We start from the raw sequence: 19,476 nt of genomic DNA, 5'->3' as shown, positions 1-19,476 counted from the left end.
CCTCCGCATTTGCCCTGCCACCGGTGGTCTGTCATGACATTTCAGGAGGGGGAAGGCCGGATGTTTGCAGTTGTTGTCACCTTTCGGATCAGGCCCGAACATATCGACGCATTCCTGCCCGAGATGATGCAGAACGCGGCAACGTCGCTGGCGGTCGAGCCGGGCTGTCACCGGTTCGATGTCTGTACCGACGAAGAGCGCCGGGACGAGGTTTTCCTCTATGAGCTCTACGAGGACCGCGCCGCGTTCGATGTCCATCTGCACAGCCCGCATTTCCTGGCCTTTGATGACAAAGTCGCGCCGATGATCGCGACCAAGCAGGTGCGCACCTATGATCAGGTGCCCACATGAGCGATTGGCAGGTCTATTGTATCAAATACGCCGATCGCAATGCGCGGACCCGCGCGGACAGTTTCATATTCGATGACAACCATGACGCCCCGCATGCCATGGATTACTTTATGTGGCTGTTGCGGCGGGGGCAGGAAGTCATCCTCGTGGATACCGGCTATGACGATGCCGAAGCGCAGGTCCGGGGCCGGCCCATCCGGCTGGACCCTGTTGCCGCACTCGCGCCGTTCGGGATCGATCCGGCCGATGTGACACGGGTGATTGTCACCCACCTGCACTATGACCACGCGGGGGGGCTGCATCTGTTTCCGAATGCGACGCTGCACCTTCAGACGACCGAGATGGCCTATGCGACCGGGCCCTGCATGTGCCATGACACGTTGCGCATGCCCTATACCGCCGGTCATGTCTGCGAGGCGATCAAGCGGCTATACGCGGGCAAGGTCGTGTTTCACGATGGCGATGCCGAGATTGCCGAAGGCGTTACGGTACATTGCATCGGCGGGCATAGCCGGGGCCTGCAATGCGTGCGGGTGCGTACCAAGGTCGGCTGGATGGTGCTGGCCTCGGATGCCTCGCATTTCTACGAGAACATGTTCGCCCGCAAGCCCTTTCCGATCGTGGTGGATTTGCAGAACATGCTTGACGGGTTCGATACGCTGCGGCGGCTGGCCTCGGAGCCGCAGTTGATCGTCCCCGGCCACGATCCGCTGGTGCGCAGCTATTTTCCCGAGGCGATGGCGCCTTATGTGTTCCGGCTGGATGTTGGACCCTGCCGCCCGGTGGACCTGCATGGCGCGGGTGCCGAGGCACCCTAGGCCCGGGCCGCAACGACTGCCGTCGCACGGCCCGGCCGGTGCTCAGCAGCAGCTGAACGGATAGGTACGGCCGGTATCCTGATAGGACGTGATGGCCACGCCCTGCAATTCGACCGGCGGCGCGGGCGGAATGCAAAGGGTCAGTTTCATATGCGGCAGACCGGCCCAGGGGTCGCGCTCTTGATCGGGCGAATTGGTCGCCTGTGTCGGGTCGAATTTGGCGTCTGCCGGGGCGTCCTCGATGGTCAGGTCCAGATCGTCCATCAGGTGATAGCCGAATTTGTCGCGTATGGCGGCGCGGGGATCCGCCTTGAGCTGGGCATGAAATTCGGGGCTCTCCCAGGCCAGCGCGATGGCGCGCGGCCAGATGACCTGCCAGTGCATCGTCGATTCCAGCGCGCCGGGTTTCGAATCGTGCCCGAGCGCGTTGTCCGGGTCTTTCAGGAACCATGTCATGTCGTCTCACCTTCCCAGTTGTTGATCCTGCAAGTCACGTCGCGATGCCGGCCTGACCGCCCGGCCCCTGGCTTGTCCCAGCCGCGTGTGTTTCGAGTTTGGCCAGCGCATAGGCCGGCAATTCGATCCCGTTGCCCTCGACCAGCTCTTGCAGGCGGGCGCGCAGGGCGGCGTCGTCATCGCCATCGGCCAGGCAAAGCATGTCGATCATCGCCAGGGCGTCAAGCGTGTGGGCCCCGGATTGCCGGGCGTGCCGGCTCGCCTCTCTCAGGTGTTCGCGGGCGGTCTCGGGATTCGTGTCGATGCGGGCCTGAAGGCGCAGCAGCTGCGGCAGCCAATAGCCTTCGCCGGTGTTGCGCGCCTGGTCGAGCGCCACGTCCAGGATGTGCTGCGCCGTTTCCATGTCACCGGCCTCGATGGCATTTTCGACTCCAAGGCTGCGATAATAGGTCATGCCAAGCTGTGCGCCGATCATGTTGTGAATCTCGTAGATTTCCTGCGAGGCGGCGACATCGCCCCTGGCCCAGTTGGCGATCATCGCGATATACGAGGTCGGCGTGCTGACCCCCATCCGGGTGCAGTATTCCAGCGCCTCGGCGGCATCCTTGGCCACCTCTTCGCGCAACCCGTTCTGTTGTTTGAGCATGACCCGGTAGAGCAGCGACATCCCCAGCGTGTTGGTGTGGTTCAATTCGCGGGCATGGGACACGGCGTGATCCGCGGCGGCATCCGCCTCGGCCCTGCGTCCGCACATCCAGAGCACCTGCGACAGGGTCATGCGGCTGTAGCTGAGCGAATCCATGCCATACATCGCGCCATGCATCGCGTGGGCGGCGGCATCGTACAGCTCGATACAGCGCAGCAGGTCGGCTTCCGCCGCCGGCAGGTTGCCCTCGATCCAGCTGCACTGGCTGAGCGGCGGCAGACCGGCCACCAGCTGGCTGCCATCGCCGATCTTTTCGGCCAACGTGACAAAGCGTTCGGCCACATCACGGGCCTGTTCCCGCTCCGAGCGCACGTGGTGGAACAGGTTCAGCCCCCAGAGGTTCGGAAAGGCTTCGGGTTGGTCGCCATGCTGTTCCAGCAAGGCCAGCGCCCGGCTCGTGCTCTCTTCCACGTCCGGCGCGGAATAGCCTTGTGATTGCATCAATGCCGGGGTCAGAATGCCCTGCACCTTGAGCTCCAGCCGGCACCGGTCGGGATTGTCCGGCAGCCGCGCCACCCAGTCGAGGCATTTGCGGGCATGGGCGACCGCGTCGGAATTGGCCGACCGGACCAGCGCGCCCATCCCCGCGGCAAGGCCAAATTCGATGGCGCGCTCGTGCTCACCGGCCTGGCCCAGGTGATGCGCCATGATTTCCGGCTGGCTGGCGATCTCGTCCGGGCGGGCGGCTTCATAGGCCTGGGCGATCAGCCCGTGCAGTTCACGCCGCCGGCTGCGCAGCAGGCTGTCATAGGCGGCTTCCTGGATCAGCGCGTGTTTGAAAACCCAGGTCTTGTCGGATTTGCCGTCAACCGGGAAAACCAGTTCGGCCTGTTCCAGCACCGATATCCCCGCAACCACGATATTGGGCGGCTGGCCACAGACATGCGACAGCAAATCAAGGCTGAACTCGCGGCCGACAACGGCACCGATCTGGGCCAGTTCCTTGGCGGTGGCGACCCGGTCAAGACGGGCCATCAGGGAATCCTGCAACGTGGTGGGTATCTCGGACTCGGTCAAACTGCGTTTCACTTGTAAAACCCCATTTTCCTCGCTGATGGCTTCGGATTCCATCAGGCTCTTGGTCAACTCTTCAAGAAACAGTGGATTGCCTTCGGCCTGCGACAGGATATGGGCGGCCAGTTCCGTTGACAGCGACTTGCCGCCCGTCAGGCTCTGGGTGAGCTGGATGGCGGCTTCGCCGCTGATCCCGGTCAGGTGCATCAACTTGACGCCAGCATCCTGCGCCAGCGCCAGGCCCTCGACCGTCCGTGTCGTGGCCACATGAAAGACCGGCGCATCCCTGAGCCCGGCGAGCAGCGGTTCGAGAACTTCGAGCGTCGTGCTGTCGGCCCAGTGCAAATCTTCGAACAGGATGAGCAGCGGTGTCGCCGTCGCCCGCCCCGCCAGCAGCCGGGCCAGGCCGCGCGCCAGCCCGGCGCGCTGGATCTGCGGCGATTCCGTGGGCGGTTGGTACAGCCCTTCGGCGGGGAGGCCCAAAGTCGAGGCGAATATCTCGGTTTCAGAGGCCATGTTGTGGCGCTCGAGATAGTTCCTGAGCGTGGCAAACCGGGTTTGCGCGTCATCGCTGCGTGACCAGCCGAACAGGCGTTCCGCAAGACTCTTGAACGGGCGCAGGGCAGAGTTCGCGAATTGCGGGTGACAGGCCAGCTCGATCACCTCGTGCGGGCTCTCGGAAATCCGCTCGACCAGTTCCGCGATCAGCCGCGATTTGCCGATCCCCGCCTCGGCGACCAGCAGGCCGGATTCCAGGTGCCCCGTGCAGCAGGCATCCCATTGCGCGACCAGCGCATCGAGTTCCTTTTCACGCCCGAGCAGCGGGGACAGGCTGCGCCCTTCGCGGGTGGCGCGAAAGCGGCTGGCGACCTCGTGTTCACCATTGACGGCAAAACACTCGATCGGATCGTCAAACCCCTTGAGGTCATGATTGCCCAGAGACGAGCATTCAAACAGCCCCTTGAGCAGTTGGTAGGTGCTGTTGGAAATCACCATCTGGTCCGGATTGGCAAGCGATTGCAGGCGCCCGGCGAGGTTCGGCGTCTCGCCCACGACCTGTCGTTCCTGCGAGTCGCCGCTGCCGATCAGGTCGCCGACGATGACCATTCCGGTCGCCGCCGCCACGCGGCAGGACAGCTGCACATCCGGCAGCGGGGTCAGCCGGTTGACCTCGCGGATCAGTTCCAGCCCGCAGCGCGCCGCGTGCTCCGCCGAATGCTCCGCGGCACTGGGATAGCCGAAATAGGCGAGGATCCCGTCACCCATGTATTTGGCGATGGTGCCGTTATGCCGTTCGATGATGGCGGCACAGCAGGTCTGATAGGCCCCGACCACGGTGCGCAGGTCTTCCACGTCATGGCTCGCCGAGAGCGCGGTCGATCCCACAAGGTCCACGAACATCACGGTCAATTGCCGCCTCTCGGGGCCGGCGGCTGGCGCGGTGTCGGGTTTTGCCGCTCCGACGGCATGCGCCGCCTTGAGAAACCGCTTGCGCTCTCCGAGGTTCAGTTGAAATTCGCCGAGGTCTTCCGCCGTCAGGTCGGCGATGACATCCATGTCGATCCCGTTGGCAACAAAATCGTCAAATCGATGACCCAGCCCAAGACCGGTCAGAAATTCATTCAGTTCCGTAGACATCTTATCCCTAGTCGTCGCGTCCGCGTCCCGCCCCTTTTCGAGCGCAGATCTGTAGTTTACCTAGGAAGTTAGCGGATAACCTTTTGCGTGTATACATACAGTTCCTTGGATGGTTGAACGAAATACGATCACTCGCGCCGAGCTTGTCGCCGTCTCGACCGCCGTTCGGGTCATCGCCGCGCCGTCGGGCGGGGTGTTCCTGGTTTCGGAACAGGGCAGCCAGCACAGCGCGTCGCCACTTGTTTCGGCGGTGCTGGCCTGTGCCGATGGCACCCGCGAGGTGGAGCAGATCATCGCGGCGTTGCCGGATTTCCCGGCGGCGCAGGTGCTGTTCGCGATTGGCAGGCTTCGCAAGCAGGGCATTGTCGAGATCCGCACCAAAGCCGTGCCATCCTCCGGAAACGTGCAGGTGTCGCAGCAGGTGGGGCCGGTCCGCCTGGTCTCGGACAATGACGCCGCCCTGTCGATCATGTGCGATGCCTTGGGCGGGGTTTCCCTGGCCGATGTAGAGCCGGTCGAACTGGTGCTGTGCGCGGATTATCTTGGCCCGATGATGACCGCGGCGGCCCCGCGCGAAACCCCGTGGCTGCCGGTCAAGCTGGTGGGGCAGCGCAGTTATTTCGGACCTCATTTCGGGCATGGGCCCTGCCTTTCCTGCCTGCACCGCCGCCTGCGATTGAACCGGCCGGTGGAAACCTGGGCCCAGGAGCAGGGGGTGCCGGAACACGCGCGGGCCATGCCGCAGAGTTTGACCCCGTCCGGCATGGCGGTAGAAACCGCCAGCGCCCTGTGTGCCTATCTGACCAATGGGGACCCTGCCTTGCGGGGCATTGTTGAGGTGAGCACCGAGGGTCGGCGATATCACGACCTGTCCTGTACCTGTGGAACCGGGGCGCGGGGCTTGGTGGAGCTGCGCGACGATACCCCGGTGCGGCGGCGGTTGGGCGGATACCGGGGCCGCAGCGCGCAGGATGTGGTGCGGTCGCTGCGCCCGCTGATGAGCGATCTGACCGGGCTAGTCAGCAGCGCCGGTGCGCTGGAGACGGGCGGGGCGGACGGGGCGGGGGCGCGGCATGTCTGGGCCGCGTCCTATCCCATCGTTCCGCGCGCCGCATCGCCGGGCCCGGATGCGTTTCACGGCGTGGCGCTTGGCAAGGGGCTGACCGGAGCGCAGGCCGAGGCCAGCGTACTGTGCGAGGCGATAGAGCGGTTGTCGGCGCAATTTCCCGATGGCTATCGGACGCGGCGCGCCACTCCGGCCGGGCTTGGCACCGAGGCGGTCGATCCCAACTCGGTCTGGCGGTTCAGCGCGGCGCAGTTCCGCGACCGGCAGAGATGGAACGCGCTCAGCCGTGATGACCGGCGGCATGTGCCCGAACCGCTTGCGCCGGATTGTGAACTTGACTGGGGGCCGGTGTGGTCGGTGACCCAAGGCCGGGCGAAATGGATGCTGCGCGATCTGTGTTTCGCCAACGCGCCAGAGCCGCGCTATGGCCGGTTTGACCCCAATGGCTGTGCCGCAGGATCAACACCGGCCGAGGCGGCGCTTCAGGCAATCCTGGAACTGGTCGAGCGCGACAGCGTGGCGATCTGGTGGTATAACCGCATCCCCCGCCCGGCGCTTGATCCGCTGACGGTCGCGGATGCGCGGGTCAGGGCGCTGGCACAGGGGTTTGTCGATCAGGGATGGGAATGCTGGCTGCTTGATCTCACGGCTGACCTTGCGATTCCATGCCTGGCGGCGGTTGCCCGCGCCAAGAGCGATGGGCGCTGGTGCATCGGGTTTGGCTGCCACTTTGAAAGCGCGGTCGCGATCGAACGCGCGATGACCGAACTTGTGCAGTTGTTTCGCGCCAATGGTCGTGACGGGCCGCCCCCGTGGGAGACTGGCCCCGAGGCGGACGAGACGTTTTTGTTGCCAGCAGGAGAGGCCGCGCCGGCCGACGCCCCGTTCGGTCGGGTGGCGAGTTTGGGTGCGCTCCTTGACTGGTGCGTGAACCGGCTTGCACAGTACGGGATCGAAACCCTGATCCTTGACCAGACACGTTCCGGGACCGGCCTGCCGGTGGTCAAGGTCTTTGCGCCCGGCCTGCGCCATTTCTGGCCCCGCTTCGGGCCGGGACGCCTCTATGATGTGCCGGTCCGGATGGGCTGGCGCGGGGCACCGGCACGGGAATCCGATCTCAATCCGACACATCTTTTCCTGTGAGCAGGGGCATCAACCGGATTGCAGAGCGGGCGTTTTGCTGGTTCCTTGCCAACAGGGTGATGGCAAAGAGGGGCAGGCATCGTGCGCAACGGGTTCTGGATATTCGACGCGGATCGTCATGTGCACGAACCGCTGGATCTGTGGCGGGACTACCTGCCTTCCAACCTGTCCGACTATGTGCCGACACTGGCCTATCTGGATCGCGGCGAGCCGCTGTCCGAGCGGATGACCGTTGCGGGGCCGGCTGGCCCGTTGCACCTGCCCCCTGATCTGCTGGTGGCGGGCGAACCGGTCATGGACATTTCCAAGAGCGCCAAGATCGAGATTGCCGCCGCCGCGGTCGACCGCCCCGAAGATCTCGCGCTTGGGGCCACCGCGGCCGGGCATCTGGGCGCAATGGACAAGGATGGCATCGACGCGGCGTTGTTGCTGCCGTCCTATGCCGGGTATCTTGTTGCCATGCCGCACCGGGAACCCCATGTCGCTGCGGCGTTTGCCGAGGCATATAACCGCTGGCTTGCCGATCTCTGCGCCGCCGATCCGGCGCGGCTGCGTGGTGCGGCGCTGATCGCGCGCTATGAGCCCGAGGCGATGATCGATCAGGCCCGGTTTGCGCTCGGGCAGGGGTGGAACACGGTGGTCGTGCGCCCAAACCCGATTGCAGGCCGCCTGTTGGGCGATCCGTCCGATGCCCCGTTCTGGAATTTCTGCGCCGAGAACGGCTTGCGGGTCGCGGTGCACGAGGCCGCCCATGCCCGCACTGCCACGGCGGGGGCCGACCGGTTTTCCTCGCGGTTTTCGCAACATGCCTGCTCGCATCCGATGGAGCAGATGATGGCCTTTCTGTCGCTGCTCGAAAGCGGCACCTTCGAGCGCAACAGGGATTTGCGCGTGGCGTTTCTCGAGGCTGGCGCCGGTTGGATGGTGCATTGGCTGTGGCGTCTGGACGAATTGGAATACGCCCATCTGGCCGGCGAGGTGGCCGAGACCATCCGCAAGAAACCATCCGAGTATTTCCGCGCGCAATGCGCCATCGGCTTTGAACCCGACGAGCCGCTGTTGAACGAGACGATTTCCTATCTTGGCGAAGAGCACCTGATGTTCGGCAGCGATTTTCCGCACCTGGATCACGGGGATGACATCGTCGCCGAAGCCCTTGCGCTGGAGTTGCCCGAGCCGCGGCTGCGCGGGGCCCTGGGCGAAAACGCGCGCCGGTTTTTCGGGGTCTCCTGACCTACGGCGCGTGCGTCGGCCGCGTCAGATATCCTTGCGCGCCGACATTGCCGCCATGATCGTGCCATCGTCGAGATAGTCGAGCTCCCCGCCGATCGGCACGCCCTGCGCCAGCGAAGTCAGCCGGACCTGTCCGGCAAGCTGGTCGGCGATGTAATGTGCCGTGGTCTGCCCGTCGATGGTGGCATTCAGCGCAAGGATCACCTCGGTGATGCCCTCGCTCGTCACCCGGTCGATCAGGCGCGGAATGCGCAATTGTTCCGGTCCGATGGCGTCCAGCGCCGAGAGCGTGCCGCCCAGAACGTGATAACGCCCCCTGAACACGCCCGAGCGTTCCATCGCCCAGAGATCGGCCACATCCTCGACCACGCAAAGCTCGCCCGTGGCGCGTTTTTCCGAGGTGCAGATGTCACAGATATCGGTGGTGCCGACATTGCCACAGTTGAGACATTCGCGCGCGGTTTCCGCGACGACCTGCAAACTGTCGGCCAGCGGCGTCAGCAGCAGCGCGCGCTTGCGGATCAGGTGCAGCACCGCGCGCCGCGCCGACCGCGGGCCAAGGCCCGGCAGTTTCGCCATCAACTCGATCAGGTTGTCGATATCACGGGTGCTGGACATTGCAGGGTATCCGGGGCGGGCACGAGAGTTTGCGGTTATCCGCGCGGGGGCAGGCTCCTGCCATCGGTGTCGGCGCGCGTGCGGTCAGAACGGCAGCTTCATGTCCTTGGGCAGGCCCATGCCTTCGGTCAGCTTGGCCATTTCCTCCTGGGCCTTGTCGCTGGCTTTCTGCTGGGCGTCCTTGATCGCGGCCAGGATCAGGTCCTCGACCACTTCCTTGTCATCGCTGTTGAAGATCGACGGGTCGATGTCGAGCGATTTCAGCTCGCCCTTGCAGGAGCAGACAGCCTTGACCAGCCCGGCACCGGATTCGCCGGTGACCGTCTGGCTGTGCATGTCTTCCTGCAGCTGGGTCATCTTGGTCTGCATTTCCTGTGCGGCCTTCATCATCTTGGCCATATCGCCAAGCCCGCCGAGTCCCTTGAGCATCTGAGTTCTCCTGAATTGCTTGCTGCACAGATACGCGCACCGGGGCTTGCTCACAAGGGGCGGTGCGGATCGGAGCGGCATCAAGCGGTGGCGGGCCTCAGCCGTCCTCGAACGGGTCCCATTCATCCTCGACCTCGGGCAGCGCCTCGGCACTGGCGGCGGCGGCGATCTGTTCCGGGGTGCGGATATCGGTGATCCGGGCCTTGGGGAACCGGGCAATCACCGCCTGCACCAGCGGATGCGCCTCGGCCTTTTCACGCAGGGCGTTTTCCGCCTGATCCCGAATGTCGGCGATTGTCGGGGCGCCGCCAGTGGCGCTCACGCTGATCGCCCAGCGGTTGCCGGTCCAGCCCTGCAAGCGTGTCCCGAGACGCTGGGCCAGGTCCGTCGGCGCACCGTCGGCGGGGGAAAACTCGATCCGCCCGGGTTGGTAGCTGATCAGCCTGAGACCGGATTCCACCTCGACCAGCAGTTTCACATCCCGGTTCGCCCGGATCAGCTCGACCACATGTTCAAAGGTCGGGAACCGCGCCAGCGCGCTCTCGGGGGCCACGGCCGGTGCGGTCTGGGTGGTGCCGTTGCCACGCACGGGGGCCGAGGCGACAGCCGAGGCCCCCCCGCCCGCCGCAGGCGAACTTGCGCCTTGCGCAAGGCCCCCGTTGCCGGGGGGCGCCGGCGGTGGGCTGCTGCTCTGAAGCTTGCGGATCAATTCCTCGGGGCTTGGGAGATCGGCCACATGGGTCAGCCGGATGATCGCCATTTCCGCCGCCATCATCGCGTTCGGGGCGGCGGCGACCTCTTCCAGCGCCTTGAGCAGCATCTGCCACATCCGCGACAACACTCGCAGCGACAGGGTGTCGGCCATCGCTTTGCCGCGGGCGCGTTCATCCGGCGACACGGTCGGGTCCTCGGCGGCGTCCGGGGTGATCTTGACCACTGACACCCAATGCGAGATCTCGGCCAGGTCGCGCAGCACCGCCATCGGGTCCGCGCCCTCGGCATATTGCGTGCCCAACTCGGTCAGCGCTCCCGCCGCGTCGCCCTTCAGGATCATGTCCATCAGGTCCAGCACCCGGCCGCGATCGGCCAGCCCCAGCATCGCGCGCACCTGTTCGGCCGTGGTTTCCCCCGCGCCATGGCTGATCGCCTGATCCAGAAGCGACGTGGCATCCCGCGCCGATCCTTCCGCCGCCCGCACGATCAGCGCCAGCGCGTCTTCGGCAATCGCGGCCCCCTCGGCCCCCGCGATCTTGCCCATCAGCGCAATCATGTCCTCCGGCTCGATCCGGCGCAGGTCAAACCGCTGGCACCGGCTCAGCACCGTCACCGGCACCTTGCGGATTTCCGTGGTGGCAAAGATGAATTTCACATGCGCCGGCGGCTCTTCCAGCGTCTTGAGCAGCGCGTTGAACGCGCTGGTGGACAGCATGTGAACCTCGTCGATGATATAGATCTTGTAGCGCGCACTTGCCGCCCGATAGCGCACGCTGTCGATGATTTCGCGGATATCGCCCACACCGGTGCGGCTGGCGGCGTCCATCTCCAGCACGTCGACATGCCGTCCTTCCATGATCGCGGTGCAATGTTCGCATTTGCCGCAGGGTTCGGTGGTCGGCCCGCCGGTGCCGTCGGGCCCGATACAGTTCATCCCCTTGGCGATGATCCGCGCCGTGGTGGTTTTACCGGTGCCGCGAATCCCGGTCATGACAAAGGCCTGCGCGATGCGGTCGGTGGCAAAGGCATTCCTGAGCGTGCGCACCATCGCATCCTGCCCGACAAGGTCGGCAAAGGTCTCGGGCCGGTATTTGCGGGCCAGTACCTGGTAGGCGGGGGCGTCTGTTTCGGTCATGAACGGTCCTATCGGATTCGGAGTCCGCCAGAGGGTAGTCGGCGGCGGGGGCGAGGTCCATGCCGGACCGGAGCCGGTGTCAGAGGCTCCACAGAACGGCCCCGGTGGCAAGCGCCGAAATCGTCAGAACCACCGCCAGAATGGTGAAATTGCGTACCGGTTGCGCCTCGGCATCGTTTTCGCTCAGCCGCTTTAGCGTCTTGAGCGCCTGCCGCCGGGCGGACCAGAAGATCAGGATGGCAGCGACCAGGAACAGCGAGGCGACCGCCTTGGCCACCCAGGTGGGTTCGAACGCGCCAAACACCGCCTTCAGCCCGATGGCAACACCGATCGCCCCCAGCCCGGTGCCCATCCAGCTCGAAAAGGTGCGTTCATTGGCGAGAACCGTGCGGTCCTCCGACCAGCGGGTTCGTTGTTCGGCCTGTTCGTCACGGTTCTCCATGTGCTGACACTCGCCCGGCGCGCGCGGCGCGGCAAGGGGGTGTTTCCCGCCGGGCTGCGAATGCTAGGGTACTGTGGCCGAGTTTATGTTCAGGAGTTCGCGATGAAATTGCGCGGGGTTAGACGCAGCCGCAATGTCGAGGACCGGCGGAGCCGGAGCCGGAGCCGGAGTCGTAGTCGGAGTCGGGGCAGGGCCGTTGGCGGTATCGGCGGTGTCGGTTTGCTGCTGGTGCTGGCCGTCGGCTATTTCGCCGGGATCGATGTGACGCCGCTTTTGACCCAGCAACCCGCCGGTGGCGGTCAGCCCCATGCTGCCAGCCCGCGGGAAGAGCAGGAGGCCGAGTTCGCCGCGCGCGTGCTGGCCACCACCGAAGAGGTCTGGACCCGAATTTTTCGCGATGAATTCGGCGCAGCCTATGCGCCGCCCGTGATGGTCCTGTTCTCCGGGGTCACGCAGAGCCCCTGCGGCGGCGCCTCCGGAGCCACGGGGCCGTTCTATTGCCCGGCGGATCAAAAGGCCTATCTCGACCTCGCTTTCTTTACCACGATGTCGCAACAGCTGGGGGCAGGGGGTGATTTTGCCGCCGCCTATGTGATTGCCCATGAGGTTGCCCATCACGTGCAAAACCAGGTGGGTATCCTTGGCAAGGTCAACGAGGCACGGCGGCAATCCTCGCAGGTTGATGCCAATGCCCTGACAGTGCGTCTCGAGTTGCAGGCGGATTGCCTGTCCGGGGTCTGGGCCGCCGCGGTGGGCGGGTTGATGGAGCGGGGCGACCTGCAGGAAGCGCTGAATGCCGCGAACATGATCGGCGATGACCACCTGCAACGGCAGGCCGGGCGCGTGCCCCGGCCGCATACCTTTACGCATGGCACATCGGCACAGCGCGAACGCTGGTTCCGGCGGGGATATGACAACGGCAATATCGCGGCCTGTGACACCTTTGGAACCGACCGTCTTTGACCGCTCGCCAAGACCCGGCCGCTGGTCTAAAGAGGCGGCATGTCACAGATTGAATCGCTCTTTGTCACCCGTCTCTACCGCGCCGCGCTGAACCAGTTTGGCGACATTCCCGCCGATGAGCTCGAAACCTCCTGCCTGTCGATTGCCGGAGATGACGAGGCCGGGCAGGACTGGTGCGAGGAAAACGGTTATCCGGGCTATACGTCCTATGCTTCGCTGACCGACCTGCCGTGGCGTTTCCCGATCTTCGGCGATCTCGTGGCGGCGCTTGACCGGCATGTGGCGGCCTTTGCCAGCGATTTGGAATTTGATCTCGACGGTCGCGATCTCAGGCTCGAAGACATCTGGATCAACATCCTGCCCGAGGGCGGGATGCATGCCAGCCATATCCACCCGCATTCAGTGATCAGCGGCACCACCTATGTGTCGATGCCCGAGGGGGCCAGCGCGCTGAAGCTGGAAGATCCGCGCTCGGCCCGGATGATGGCGGCCCCGACGCGGATCAAGGGCGGGCGGCGCGAGTTGCAGCCCTTTATCTATGTGACGCCGGCGGTCGGCGAGGTGCTGCTCTGGGAAAGCTGGCTGCGCCACGAGGTGCCCATGAACATGTCCGAGGACGAACGGATCAGCATCAGCTTCAACTACGGCTGGGCCTGACCTGCGGCCTGCGGTGTTGCGCGTTCATCCGAGATGGCGCACATTGCCCGACGCGTTGAATTTTCCGGATACCGGGCCAGGTTCGGCGAGCCGGGTCCAGCGTGAAACGGCTTACCGCTCGTCGCGCTGTTTCAGCATCGTTTCGATCTGTGTCAGCCGCTCGAGCACCTCGTCGCGATAAGTTCCGGTTTCGGCATCGGCTTCGGCCTGGTGGGCGTCCTGCATCGAATTGACGATGAGGCCAACCACGAGGTTCACCACCACAAAGGTTGTCGTCAGGATGAAGGGGATGAAGAACGCCCAGGCATAAGGGTAGAGTTCCATTACCGGGCGGACGATCCCCATCGACCAGCTTTCGAGCGTCATGATCTGGAACAGCGAATAGGCCGAGAGACCGATGGTGCCGAACCATTCCGGAAACGCGGCGCCGAAAAGCTTGGTCGCCATGACCGCGCCGATGTAAAAGATCAGCCCGGTCAGCAGGAACACCGACCCCATCCCCGGCAGCGCGATGATCAGCCCTTCGACCACGCGCCGCAGGTTGGGCGCCACCGACAGCACCCGGAACAGCCGCAGGATCCGCAAGGCGCGCAGCACCGACAGGCCCTGGGCCGCGGGAATCAGTGAGATCGCGACGATCACGAAATCAAAGAGGTTCCAGCCGTTGCGGAAAAACCGCAGCTTCTGGACATAGATCTTGGCCGTCAGTTCAAGGACAAAGATCGCCAGGCACAGCCCGTCCAGAAACAGGATCGCCGGCCCCACCAGCCCCATCACCGCATCAGAGGTTTCCAGCCCCAGCAGCACGGCGTTGAACAGGATCACCCCGAGGATGAAGTTCCGGAAGCGGTTGTCGGCCAGGAGGGTGGCAATGCGGTTCTGCATGGTGGATACGGGTGCTGTGTCTGTCATGGCGGCACATATGGGTCGGAACGATGCCGGAGCCAAGAGGGATTCGAGGCTAGCCGGCGGCGATATGCCCGTGCCAAACCCTGTCACGGCACCTATCCGGAGACGCGGCGAGGGGCTGCAAAGTTTTCCTTGCCCTCCCAATCACGACCCCCTATAGAGCGGCATCCTGCGTGTCCCCTGCCGTTGGCGGGGGATTCGCATGTCTATCATTCATCCACCAGGTCAAGGGTGACCCTGCAGGGGGCCTTCTGGTGTTTTGAGAAAAGGAAAAGGCGATGAACGCCCAGGAACTTCGTGACAAGACCCCGGACCAGCTCCGTGAGGATCTGGCCAACCTGAAGAAAGAAAGCTTTAACCTGCGCTTTCAACAGGCCACCGGTCAGCTGGAAAACACGGCCGGCATCAAGGCCGCGCGTCGCAATGCGGCCCGCGTCAAGACCATTCTGAACGAAAAGGCCGCTGCTGCGGCATCCGAGGAGTAATCAGATGCCCAAGCGTATCCTGCAAGGCACCGTGACCAGCGACGCCAACGAACAGACCGTGACCGTTTCTGTGGAGCGCCGTTTCACGCACCCGGTTCTGAAGAAGACCATCCGTAAGTCCAAGAAATACCGGGCTCACGATGAGAAGAACACGTTCAAGGTGGGCGACAGCGTTCGCATCATCGAATGTGCCCCCAAGTCGAAGACCAAACGCTGGGAGGTTCTGGAGGCGTAAGCCTTCCGGACCGTCCGGCATTAACGAAACCCTGGGGCAGAATATCAGTCCCCAAAGGTCGGGAGAAACCACATGATCCAGATGCAGACCAATCTGGATGTTGCTGACAATAGCGGCGCCCGCCGTGTTCAGTGCATCAAGGTCCTGGGTGGTTCCAAGCGTAAATACGCATCCGTCGGCGACATCATCGTCGTCTCGGTCAAGGAAGCCATCCCGCGCGGCCGCGTGAAAAAAGGGGACGTCCGCAAGGCCGTCGTCGTGCGCACCGCCAAGGAAGTCCGTCGTGAAGACGGCACCGCGATCCGTTTCGATCGCAACGCAGCCGTTATCCTGAACAACAACAACGAGCCGGTCGGTACCCGTATCTTTGGCCCGGTTGTTCGCGAACTGCGTGGCAAGAACTTCATGAAAATCATCTCGCTCGCTCCGGAGGTGTTGTAACCATGGCTGCTAAACTCCGCAAAGGCGACAAGGTCGTCGTGCTGGCCGGCAAGGACAAGGGCAAGGAAGGCACCATCACTTCCGTCGATCCCAAGGCCGGCAAAGCCGTGGTGGAAGGCGTCAACATCGCCATCCGCGCCACCCGTCAGAGCCAGACGAGCCAGGGCGGTCGCATCCCCAAGGCGATGCCGATCCAGCTCAGCAACCTCGCGCTGCTCGACGCCAACGGCAAGCCCACCCGCGTGGGTTTCAAACTGGAAGGCGACAAGAAAGTGCGCTTTGCCAAAACCACGGGGGACGTGATCGATGCTTGATTCCGCAAACTATACCCCGCGTCTCAGGGCCGAATACGCAAGCCGCATCCGTGCGGCGCTGAAAGAAGAATTCGGCTACAAGAACGACATGCAGATCCCGCGTCTGGACAAGATCGTCCTGAACATCGGCTGTGGTGCAGAAGCTGTCCGTGACAGCAAGAAGGCAAAATCGGCCCAGGAAGACCTGACCGCGATTGCCGGCCAGAAGGCGCTGACAACCCGCGCAAAGAAATCGATCGCCGGTTTCCGCGTGCGTGAAGACATGCCTCTGGGTGCCAAAGTGACCCTGCGCAGCGAGCGGATGTACGAATTCCTCGATCGTCTGATCACCATCGCAATGCCCCGTATCCGCGACTTCCGCGGTGTGTCGGGCAAATCGTTCGACGGCCGTGGCAACTATGCCATGGGCCTGAAGGAGCACATCGTGTTCCCCGAGATCGATTTCGACAAGGTCGACGAAACCTGGGGGATGGACATCATCATCGCCACCACAGCGAAGACCGACGCTGAAGCCAAGGCGCTGTTGAAGCATTTCAACATGCCCTTCAATTCATAAGCGCGGGAAGGATTAGACATGGCTAAAAAAGCAATGATCGAGCGCGAAAAGAAGCGTGAACGCCTGGTGGAGAAATACGCCGCCAAGCGCGCCGCTCTCAAAGAGATCGCGAATGACGAAAGCAAGCCGATGGAAGAGCGTTTCAAGGCGCGCCTCAAGCTTGCAAAACTGCCGCGCAACAGTTCGGCTACGCGTCTGCACAACCGGTGCCAGCTGACCGGTCGTCCGCATGCGTATTACCGCAAACTGAAAATTTCGCGGATCGCGCTGCGGGATCTCGGCTCTGCCGGTCAGATCCCCGGCATGGTGAAATCGAGCTGGTAAGGGAGAGACTGTTATGAACGATCCTATCGCAGACATGCTCACCCGGATCCGCAACTCGTCGCTGCGCGGCAAGTCCACCGTCATGACCCCGGCGTCCAAGCTGCGGGCATGGGTTCTGGATGTGCTGGCGGACGAGGGCTATATCCGCGGCTATGAGAAAATCACCGGTGCCGACGGCCACCCGGCCATCGAGATCAGCCTGAAATACTACGAAGGCGAGCCTGTCATCCGCGAGCTCAAGCGGGTCTCCAAACCCGGTCGCCGCGTTTACATGGGCGTCAAGGACATCCCGCAGGTTCGTCAGGGCCTGGGTGTGTCGATCGTCTCGACGCCCAAGGGCGTGATGTCGGACGCAAGCGCGCGCGCAGCCAATGTTGGCGGCGAAGTGCTGTGCACCGTATTCTAAGGAGGTCTCTCGATGTCTCGTATTGGTAAGAAACCGGTCGAGCTGCCCAGCGGCGTTACCGCCACTGTGTCGGGTCAGACCATCGAAGTGAAAGGCCCCAAGGGCGCCCGCAGCTTCAGCGCCACCGACGACGTGACCCTCGCGGTCGAAGACAATGTCGTCACTATCTCGCCGCGCGGCAGCTCCAAGCGGGCCCGCCAGCAATGGGGCATGTCCCGCACCATGGTCGCCAACCTGGTGACCGGTGTCACCCAGGGTTTCAAGAAAGAGCTTGAAATCCAGGGTGTTGGTTACCGTGCGCAAATGCAGGGCAACACGCTCAAGCTGAACCTCGGCCTGTCGCATGACGTCGATTACGTTGCACCCGAAGGTGTCACCGTGACCGCGCCCAAGCAGACCGAGATCGTTGTGGAAGGCATTGACGAACAACTCGTTGGTCAGGTTGCCGCGAACATCCGCTCCTGGCGTCAGCCCGAGCCCTACAAGGGCAAAGGCATCCGCTACAAGGGCGAGTTCATCTTCCGCAAAGAAGGCAAGAAGAAGTAAGGACCCAGGACATGGCAAACAGCAAAAGAACCCTGTTTCTGAAGCGCCGCCTGCGCGTTCGGAACAAGCTGCGCAAGGTCAACGCCGGACGCCTGCGTCTGTCGGTGCACCGCAGCAACAAGAACATCAGCGTCCAGCTGATCGACGATGTGAATGGCGTCACCCTGGCGTCCGCGTCGTCGCTCGAAAAAGACCTGGGCGTTGTCGGCAAGAACAACATCGAAGCCGCTGCCAAGGTGGGATCGGCCATCGCCGAGCGTGCCAAGAAAGCCGGTGTTGAAGAAGCCTATTTCGACCGTGGGGGGTTCCTCTTTCACGGCAAGGTCAAGGCGCTGGCCGATGCGGCCCGCGAAGGCGGCCTGAAAATCTAAGACCTGCAGGCGGCCTTTCGGGGCCGCCTCGATGATCCGGGGGCGGTCCGCCCACCAGGATTGAGACAATGGTGCCCAGCACCGCAAGACAGGAGGCCAGCATGGCCAGAGAACCCAACCAACGGGGCGGTCGCCGCAACCAGCGCGAAGAAGCTCCGGAATTCGCAGATCGCCTGGTCGCGATCAACCGTGTGTCGAAAACCGTCAAGGGTGGTAAGCGTTTCGGCTTTGCCGCGCTGGTCGTTGTCGGCGATCAGAAAGGCCGTGTCGGCTTTGGCAAGGGCAAGGCGAAAGAGGTCCCCGAGGCCATTCGCAAGGCCACCGAGCAAGCCAAGCGCCAGATGATCCGCGTTCAGCTGCGCGAAGGCCGCACCCTGCACCACGACATGGAAGGCCGCCACGGTGCCGGTCGTGTCGTCATGCGCACCGCGCCTGAAGGTACCGGTATCATCGCCGGTGGTCCGATGCGTGCCGTGTTCGAGATGCTGGGTGTCAAGGACGTCGTCTCCAAGTCGATCGGCAGCCAGAACCCCTATAACATGATCCGGGCCACCATCGACGGCCTGCGCAAGGAATCCAGCCCCCGTGCTGTTGCGCAGCGTCGCGGCAAGAAAGTGTCCGACATCCTGCCCAAGCGTGACGAAGCGCCTGCGGCCGAAACCGCAGAAGCGTAAGGAGACGGGAACATGGCAAAAACCATCGTCGTCAAGCAGATCGGCAGCCCGATCCGCCGCCCCGCCAAACAGCGCGCAACGCTGATCGGCCTGGGCCTGAACAAGATGCACAAGACGCGCGAACTGGAAGATACGCCCAGCGTTCGCGGCATGATCAACAGCATCCCGCACATGGTCGAGATCATCGAAGAGCGCGACTGAGCGTCATTCGGTTTCGAAGTGATCAACGCCCCGGAATTTCCGGGGCGTTTTTCTTTGCTCAGCCGGTTCTGTCGGGCGTGTACCGATGGTGCACGATGTCAAAACCTTCATCCGCCGCGGGGGCGACAAAGTGGCGTGAGAGCTGCCTGAACTGTGCCTCGCTCATGGCAAAGGGATGCCGGCCTTGGGCATTCCGCGCCTTCAGCCGGGCAAGGCAGATGTCGTCCGGTACATCGAGATAGTGCAGCTTGTGACCGGCCCGTGTCTGATCAAGGAGACCGCGTAGCCATTTGCGTGATTCGACGGTGTTGGCCTGAAAGTCCAGGACCACGGTCACTCCGGCTGTCAGCAATGCGGTCACATGCGGGGCCATGACCGTGCGCAACGCGGCGGAGCAGCGTACATAATCGGCCAGTGTGGTCATCTGGGTGGAATATAGCGCGTGCAGCCATTCGTCCTCTGACAGGATGACGGCAGGCCCGGCCCGTCCGAGTTTGGCGCAGAGGGTCGATTTACCCGACGCGGCCTTGCCGCAGAGCATGTGCAGGATTGGTTGGGCCGTGGACATGATGAAACCCTTTTGGGGGCGCTGGATGCGCCGTGGATGTTCGAATGCGAAATATTACCCGGC

General features: G+C 63.5%; 25 protein-coding genes. 17 read left to right on the top strand and 8 right to left on the bottom strand.

What is annotated here, in order from left to right; translation table 11 throughout:
• Positions 1–60: 60 nt before the first annotated feature.
• Both ACP15R_RS06445 and ACP15R_RS06440 read left to right on the top strand, forming a co-directional pair.
• Positions 61–351: a putative quinol monooxygenase gene (locus ACP15R_RS06445; protein WP_424985567.1), complete on the top strand. Its 291-nt coding sequence runs from the start codon at positions 61–63 to the stop codon at positions 349–351.
• On the top strand, positions 348–1,169 hold the full coding sequence (locus ACP15R_RS06440) for an N-acyl homoserine lactonase family protein (RefSeq protein ID WP_424985566.1): 822 nt from the start codon (positions 348–350) through the stop codon (positions 1,167–1,169). The genes ACP15R_RS06445 and ACP15R_RS06440 overlap by 4 nt, the downstream gene beginning before the upstream one ends.
• A gap of 42 nt (positions 1,170–1,211) precedes the next feature.
• Here the strand turns inward: ACP15R_RS06440 and ACP15R_RS06435 are convergent, their stop codons facing one another.
• Together ACP15R_RS06435 and ACP15R_RS06430 are read right to left on the bottom strand one after the other, a co-directional pair.
• On the bottom strand, positions 1,212–1,625 hold the full coding sequence (locus tag ACP15R_RS06435) for a BMA_0021/BMA_0022 family TOMM bacteriocin (protein ID WP_424985565.1): 414 nt from the start codon (positions 1,623–1,625) through the stop codon (positions 1,212–1,214).
• A gap of 34 nt (positions 1,626–1,659) precedes the next feature.
• Entirely contained in the window at positions 1,660–4,983 is a 3,324-nt protein-coding gene (locus tag ACP15R_RS06430) for an AAA family ATPase (RefSeq protein WP_424985564.1), read from the bottom strand.
• Positions 4,984–5,092: 109 nt separating this feature from the next.
• On the opposite strand from ACP15R_RS06430, the gene ACP15R_RS06425 reads away from it, so the two are divergent.
• Both ACP15R_RS06425 and ACP15R_RS06420 read left to right on the top strand, forming a co-directional pair.
• Positions 5,093–7,192: a TOMM precursor leader peptide-binding protein gene (locus ACP15R_RS06425; RefSeq protein WP_424985563.1), complete on the top strand. Its 2,100-nt coding sequence runs from the start codon at positions 5,093–5,095 to the stop codon at positions 7,190–7,192.
• A gap of 81 nt (positions 7,193–7,273) precedes the next feature.
• The gene (locus ACP15R_RS06420; protein ID WP_424985562.1) at positions 7,274–8,425 is read left to right on the top strand and encodes an amidohydrolase family protein; all 1,152 of its coding nucleotides are present in this window, start codon (positions 7,274–7,276) and stop codon (positions 8,423–8,425) included.
• A 24-nt stretch (positions 8,426–8,449) separates the two neighbouring features.
• On the opposite strand, the gene recR is transcribed toward ACP15R_RS06420, so the two are convergent.
• The 4 genes from recR to ACP15R_RS06400 all read right to left on the bottom strand — a co-directional run bounded on the left by recR (position 8,450) and on the right by ACP15R_RS06400 (position 11,763).
• On the bottom strand, positions 8,450–9,043 hold the full coding sequence (gene recR, locus ACP15R_RS06415) for a recombination mediator RecR (protein ID WP_424985561.1): 594 nt from the start codon (positions 9,041–9,043) through the stop codon (positions 8,450–8,452).
• A gap of 84 nt (positions 9,044–9,127) precedes the next feature.
• Positions 9,128–9,472 (bottom strand): YbaB/EbfC family nucleoid-associated protein, encoded by a 345-nt coding sequence (locus tag ACP15R_RS06410; RefSeq protein ID WP_369955302.1) that lies wholly within the window; start codon positions 9,470–9,472, stop codon positions 9,128–9,130.
• A 97-nt stretch (positions 9,473–9,569) separates the two neighbouring features.
• Positions 9,570–11,321, bottom strand: coding sequence for a DNA polymerase III subunit gamma/tau (locus ACP15R_RS06405; protein ID WP_424985560.1), 1,752 nt, complete (start codon positions 11,319–11,321; stop codon positions 9,570–9,572).
• Between the two features lie 79 nt (positions 11,322–11,400).
• Entirely contained in the window at positions 11,401–11,763 is a 363-nt protein-coding gene (locus tag ACP15R_RS06400) for a YidH family protein (RefSeq protein ID WP_424985559.1), read from the bottom strand.
• Between the two features lie 60 nt (positions 11,764–11,823).
• On the opposite strand from ACP15R_RS06400, the gene ypfJ reads away from it, so the two are divergent.
• Positions 11,824–12,726, top strand: coding sequence for a KPN_02809 family neutral zinc metallopeptidase (gene ypfJ / locus ACP15R_RS06395; RefSeq protein WP_424985801.1), 903 nt, complete (start codon positions 11,824–11,826; stop codon positions 12,724–12,726).
• A 39-nt stretch (positions 12,727–12,765) separates the two neighbouring features.
• Positions 12,766–13,383, top strand: a complete 618-nt coding sequence (locus tag ACP15R_RS06390; protein WP_424985558.1) for a 2OG-Fe(II) oxygenase family protein — start codon at positions 12,766–12,768, stop codon at positions 13,381–13,383.
• Positions 13,384–13,494: 111 nt separating this feature from the next.
• On the opposite strand, the gene ACP15R_RS06385 is transcribed toward ACP15R_RS06390, so the two are convergent.
• Complete coding sequence (locus tag ACP15R_RS06385; RefSeq protein ID WP_424985557.1) at positions 13,495–14,295, bottom strand: ion transporter; 801 nt, start codon at positions 14,293–14,295, stop codon at positions 13,495–13,497.
• Positions 14,296–14,570: 275 nt separating this feature from the next.
• Between ACP15R_RS06385 and rpmC the strand changes: the two genes are divergently transcribed.
• From rpmC to rpmD, 11 genes are all read left to right on the top strand, one after another.
• Positions 14,571–14,777 carry a 50S ribosomal protein L29 gene (gene rpmC, locus ACP15R_RS06380; RefSeq protein ID WP_424985556.1) on the top strand — a complete coding sequence of 69 codons (207 nt, stop codon included), beginning with the start codon at positions 14,571–14,573 and terminating at the stop codon, positions 14,775–14,777.
• A gap of 4 nt (positions 14,778–14,781) precedes the next feature.
• Complete coding sequence (gene rpsQ / locus ACP15R_RS06375; protein ID WP_424985555.1) at positions 14,782–15,012, top strand: 30S ribosomal protein S17; 231 nt, start codon at positions 14,782–14,784, stop codon at positions 15,010–15,012.
• Between the two features lie 72 nt (positions 15,013–15,084).
• Positions 15,085–15,453 carry a 50S ribosomal protein L14 gene (gene rplN, locus ACP15R_RS06370; RefSeq protein ID WP_008757934.1) on the top strand — a complete coding sequence of 123 codons (369 nt, stop codon included), beginning with the start codon at positions 15,085–15,087 and terminating at the stop codon, positions 15,451–15,453.
• Positions 15,454–15,455: 2 nt separating this feature from the next.
• Positions 15,456–15,767: a 50S ribosomal protein L24 gene (gene rplX, locus ACP15R_RS06365; RefSeq protein ID WP_424985554.1), complete on the top strand. Its 312-nt coding sequence runs from the start codon at positions 15,456–15,458 to the stop codon at positions 15,765–15,767.
• Positions 15,760–16,323, top strand: coding sequence for a 50S ribosomal protein L5 (gene rplE / locus ACP15R_RS06360; protein WP_424985553.1), 564 nt, complete (start codon positions 15,760–15,762; stop codon positions 16,321–16,323). The genes rplX and rplE overlap by 8 nt, the downstream gene beginning before the upstream one ends.
• An 18-nt stretch (positions 16,324–16,341) precedes the next feature.
• Positions 16,342–16,647: a 30S ribosomal protein S14 gene (gene rpsN / locus ACP15R_RS06355; RefSeq protein WP_369954729.1), complete on the top strand. Its 306-nt coding sequence runs from the start codon at positions 16,342–16,344 to the stop codon at positions 16,645–16,647.
• Between the two features lie 13 nt (positions 16,648–16,660).
• On the top strand, positions 16,661–17,053 hold the full coding sequence (gene rpsH / locus ACP15R_RS06350; RefSeq protein ID WP_424985552.1) for a 30S ribosomal protein S8: 393 nt from the start codon (positions 16,661–16,663) through the stop codon (positions 17,051–17,053).
• A gap of 12 nt (positions 17,054–17,065) precedes the next feature.
• Positions 17,066–17,599, top strand: coding sequence for a 50S ribosomal protein L6 (gene rplF, locus ACP15R_RS06345; protein WP_424985551.1), 534 nt, complete (start codon positions 17,066–17,068; stop codon positions 17,597–17,599).
• A gap of 11 nt (positions 17,600–17,610) precedes the next feature.
• On the top strand, positions 17,611–17,970 hold the full coding sequence (gene rplR / locus ACP15R_RS06340) for a 50S ribosomal protein L18 (protein ID WP_424985550.1): 360 nt from the start codon (positions 17,611–17,613) through the stop codon (positions 17,968–17,970).
• Between the two features lie 101 nt (positions 17,971–18,071).
• Positions 18,072–18,644, top strand: coding sequence for a 30S ribosomal protein S5 (rpsE, locus tag ACP15R_RS06335; protein WP_424985549.1), 573 nt, complete (start codon positions 18,072–18,074; stop codon positions 18,642–18,644).
• A 12-nt stretch (positions 18,645–18,656) separates the two neighbouring features.
• The gene (gene rpmD / locus ACP15R_RS06330; protein ID WP_199024044.1) at positions 18,657–18,845 is read left to right on the top strand and encodes a 50S ribosomal protein L30; all 189 of its coding nucleotides are present in this window, start codon (positions 18,657–18,659) and stop codon (positions 18,843–18,845) included.
• A gap of 58 nt (positions 18,846–18,903) precedes the next feature.
• Here rpmD and ACP15R_RS06325 read toward each other — a convergent pair whose 3' ends face one another.
• A complete protein-coding gene (locus ACP15R_RS06325) occupies positions 18,904–19,413 on the bottom strand; it encodes an AAA family ATPase (RefSeq protein ID WP_424985548.1) in 510 nt (169 codons plus the stop codon).
• Positions 19,414–19,476: the final 63 nt, after the last annotated feature.

The organism is Microbulbifer sp. S227A (assembly GCF_049800935.1).
Note: the sequence above shows the minus strand (reverse complement) of the source record. Positions and strands in the feature narration are given on the sequence as shown.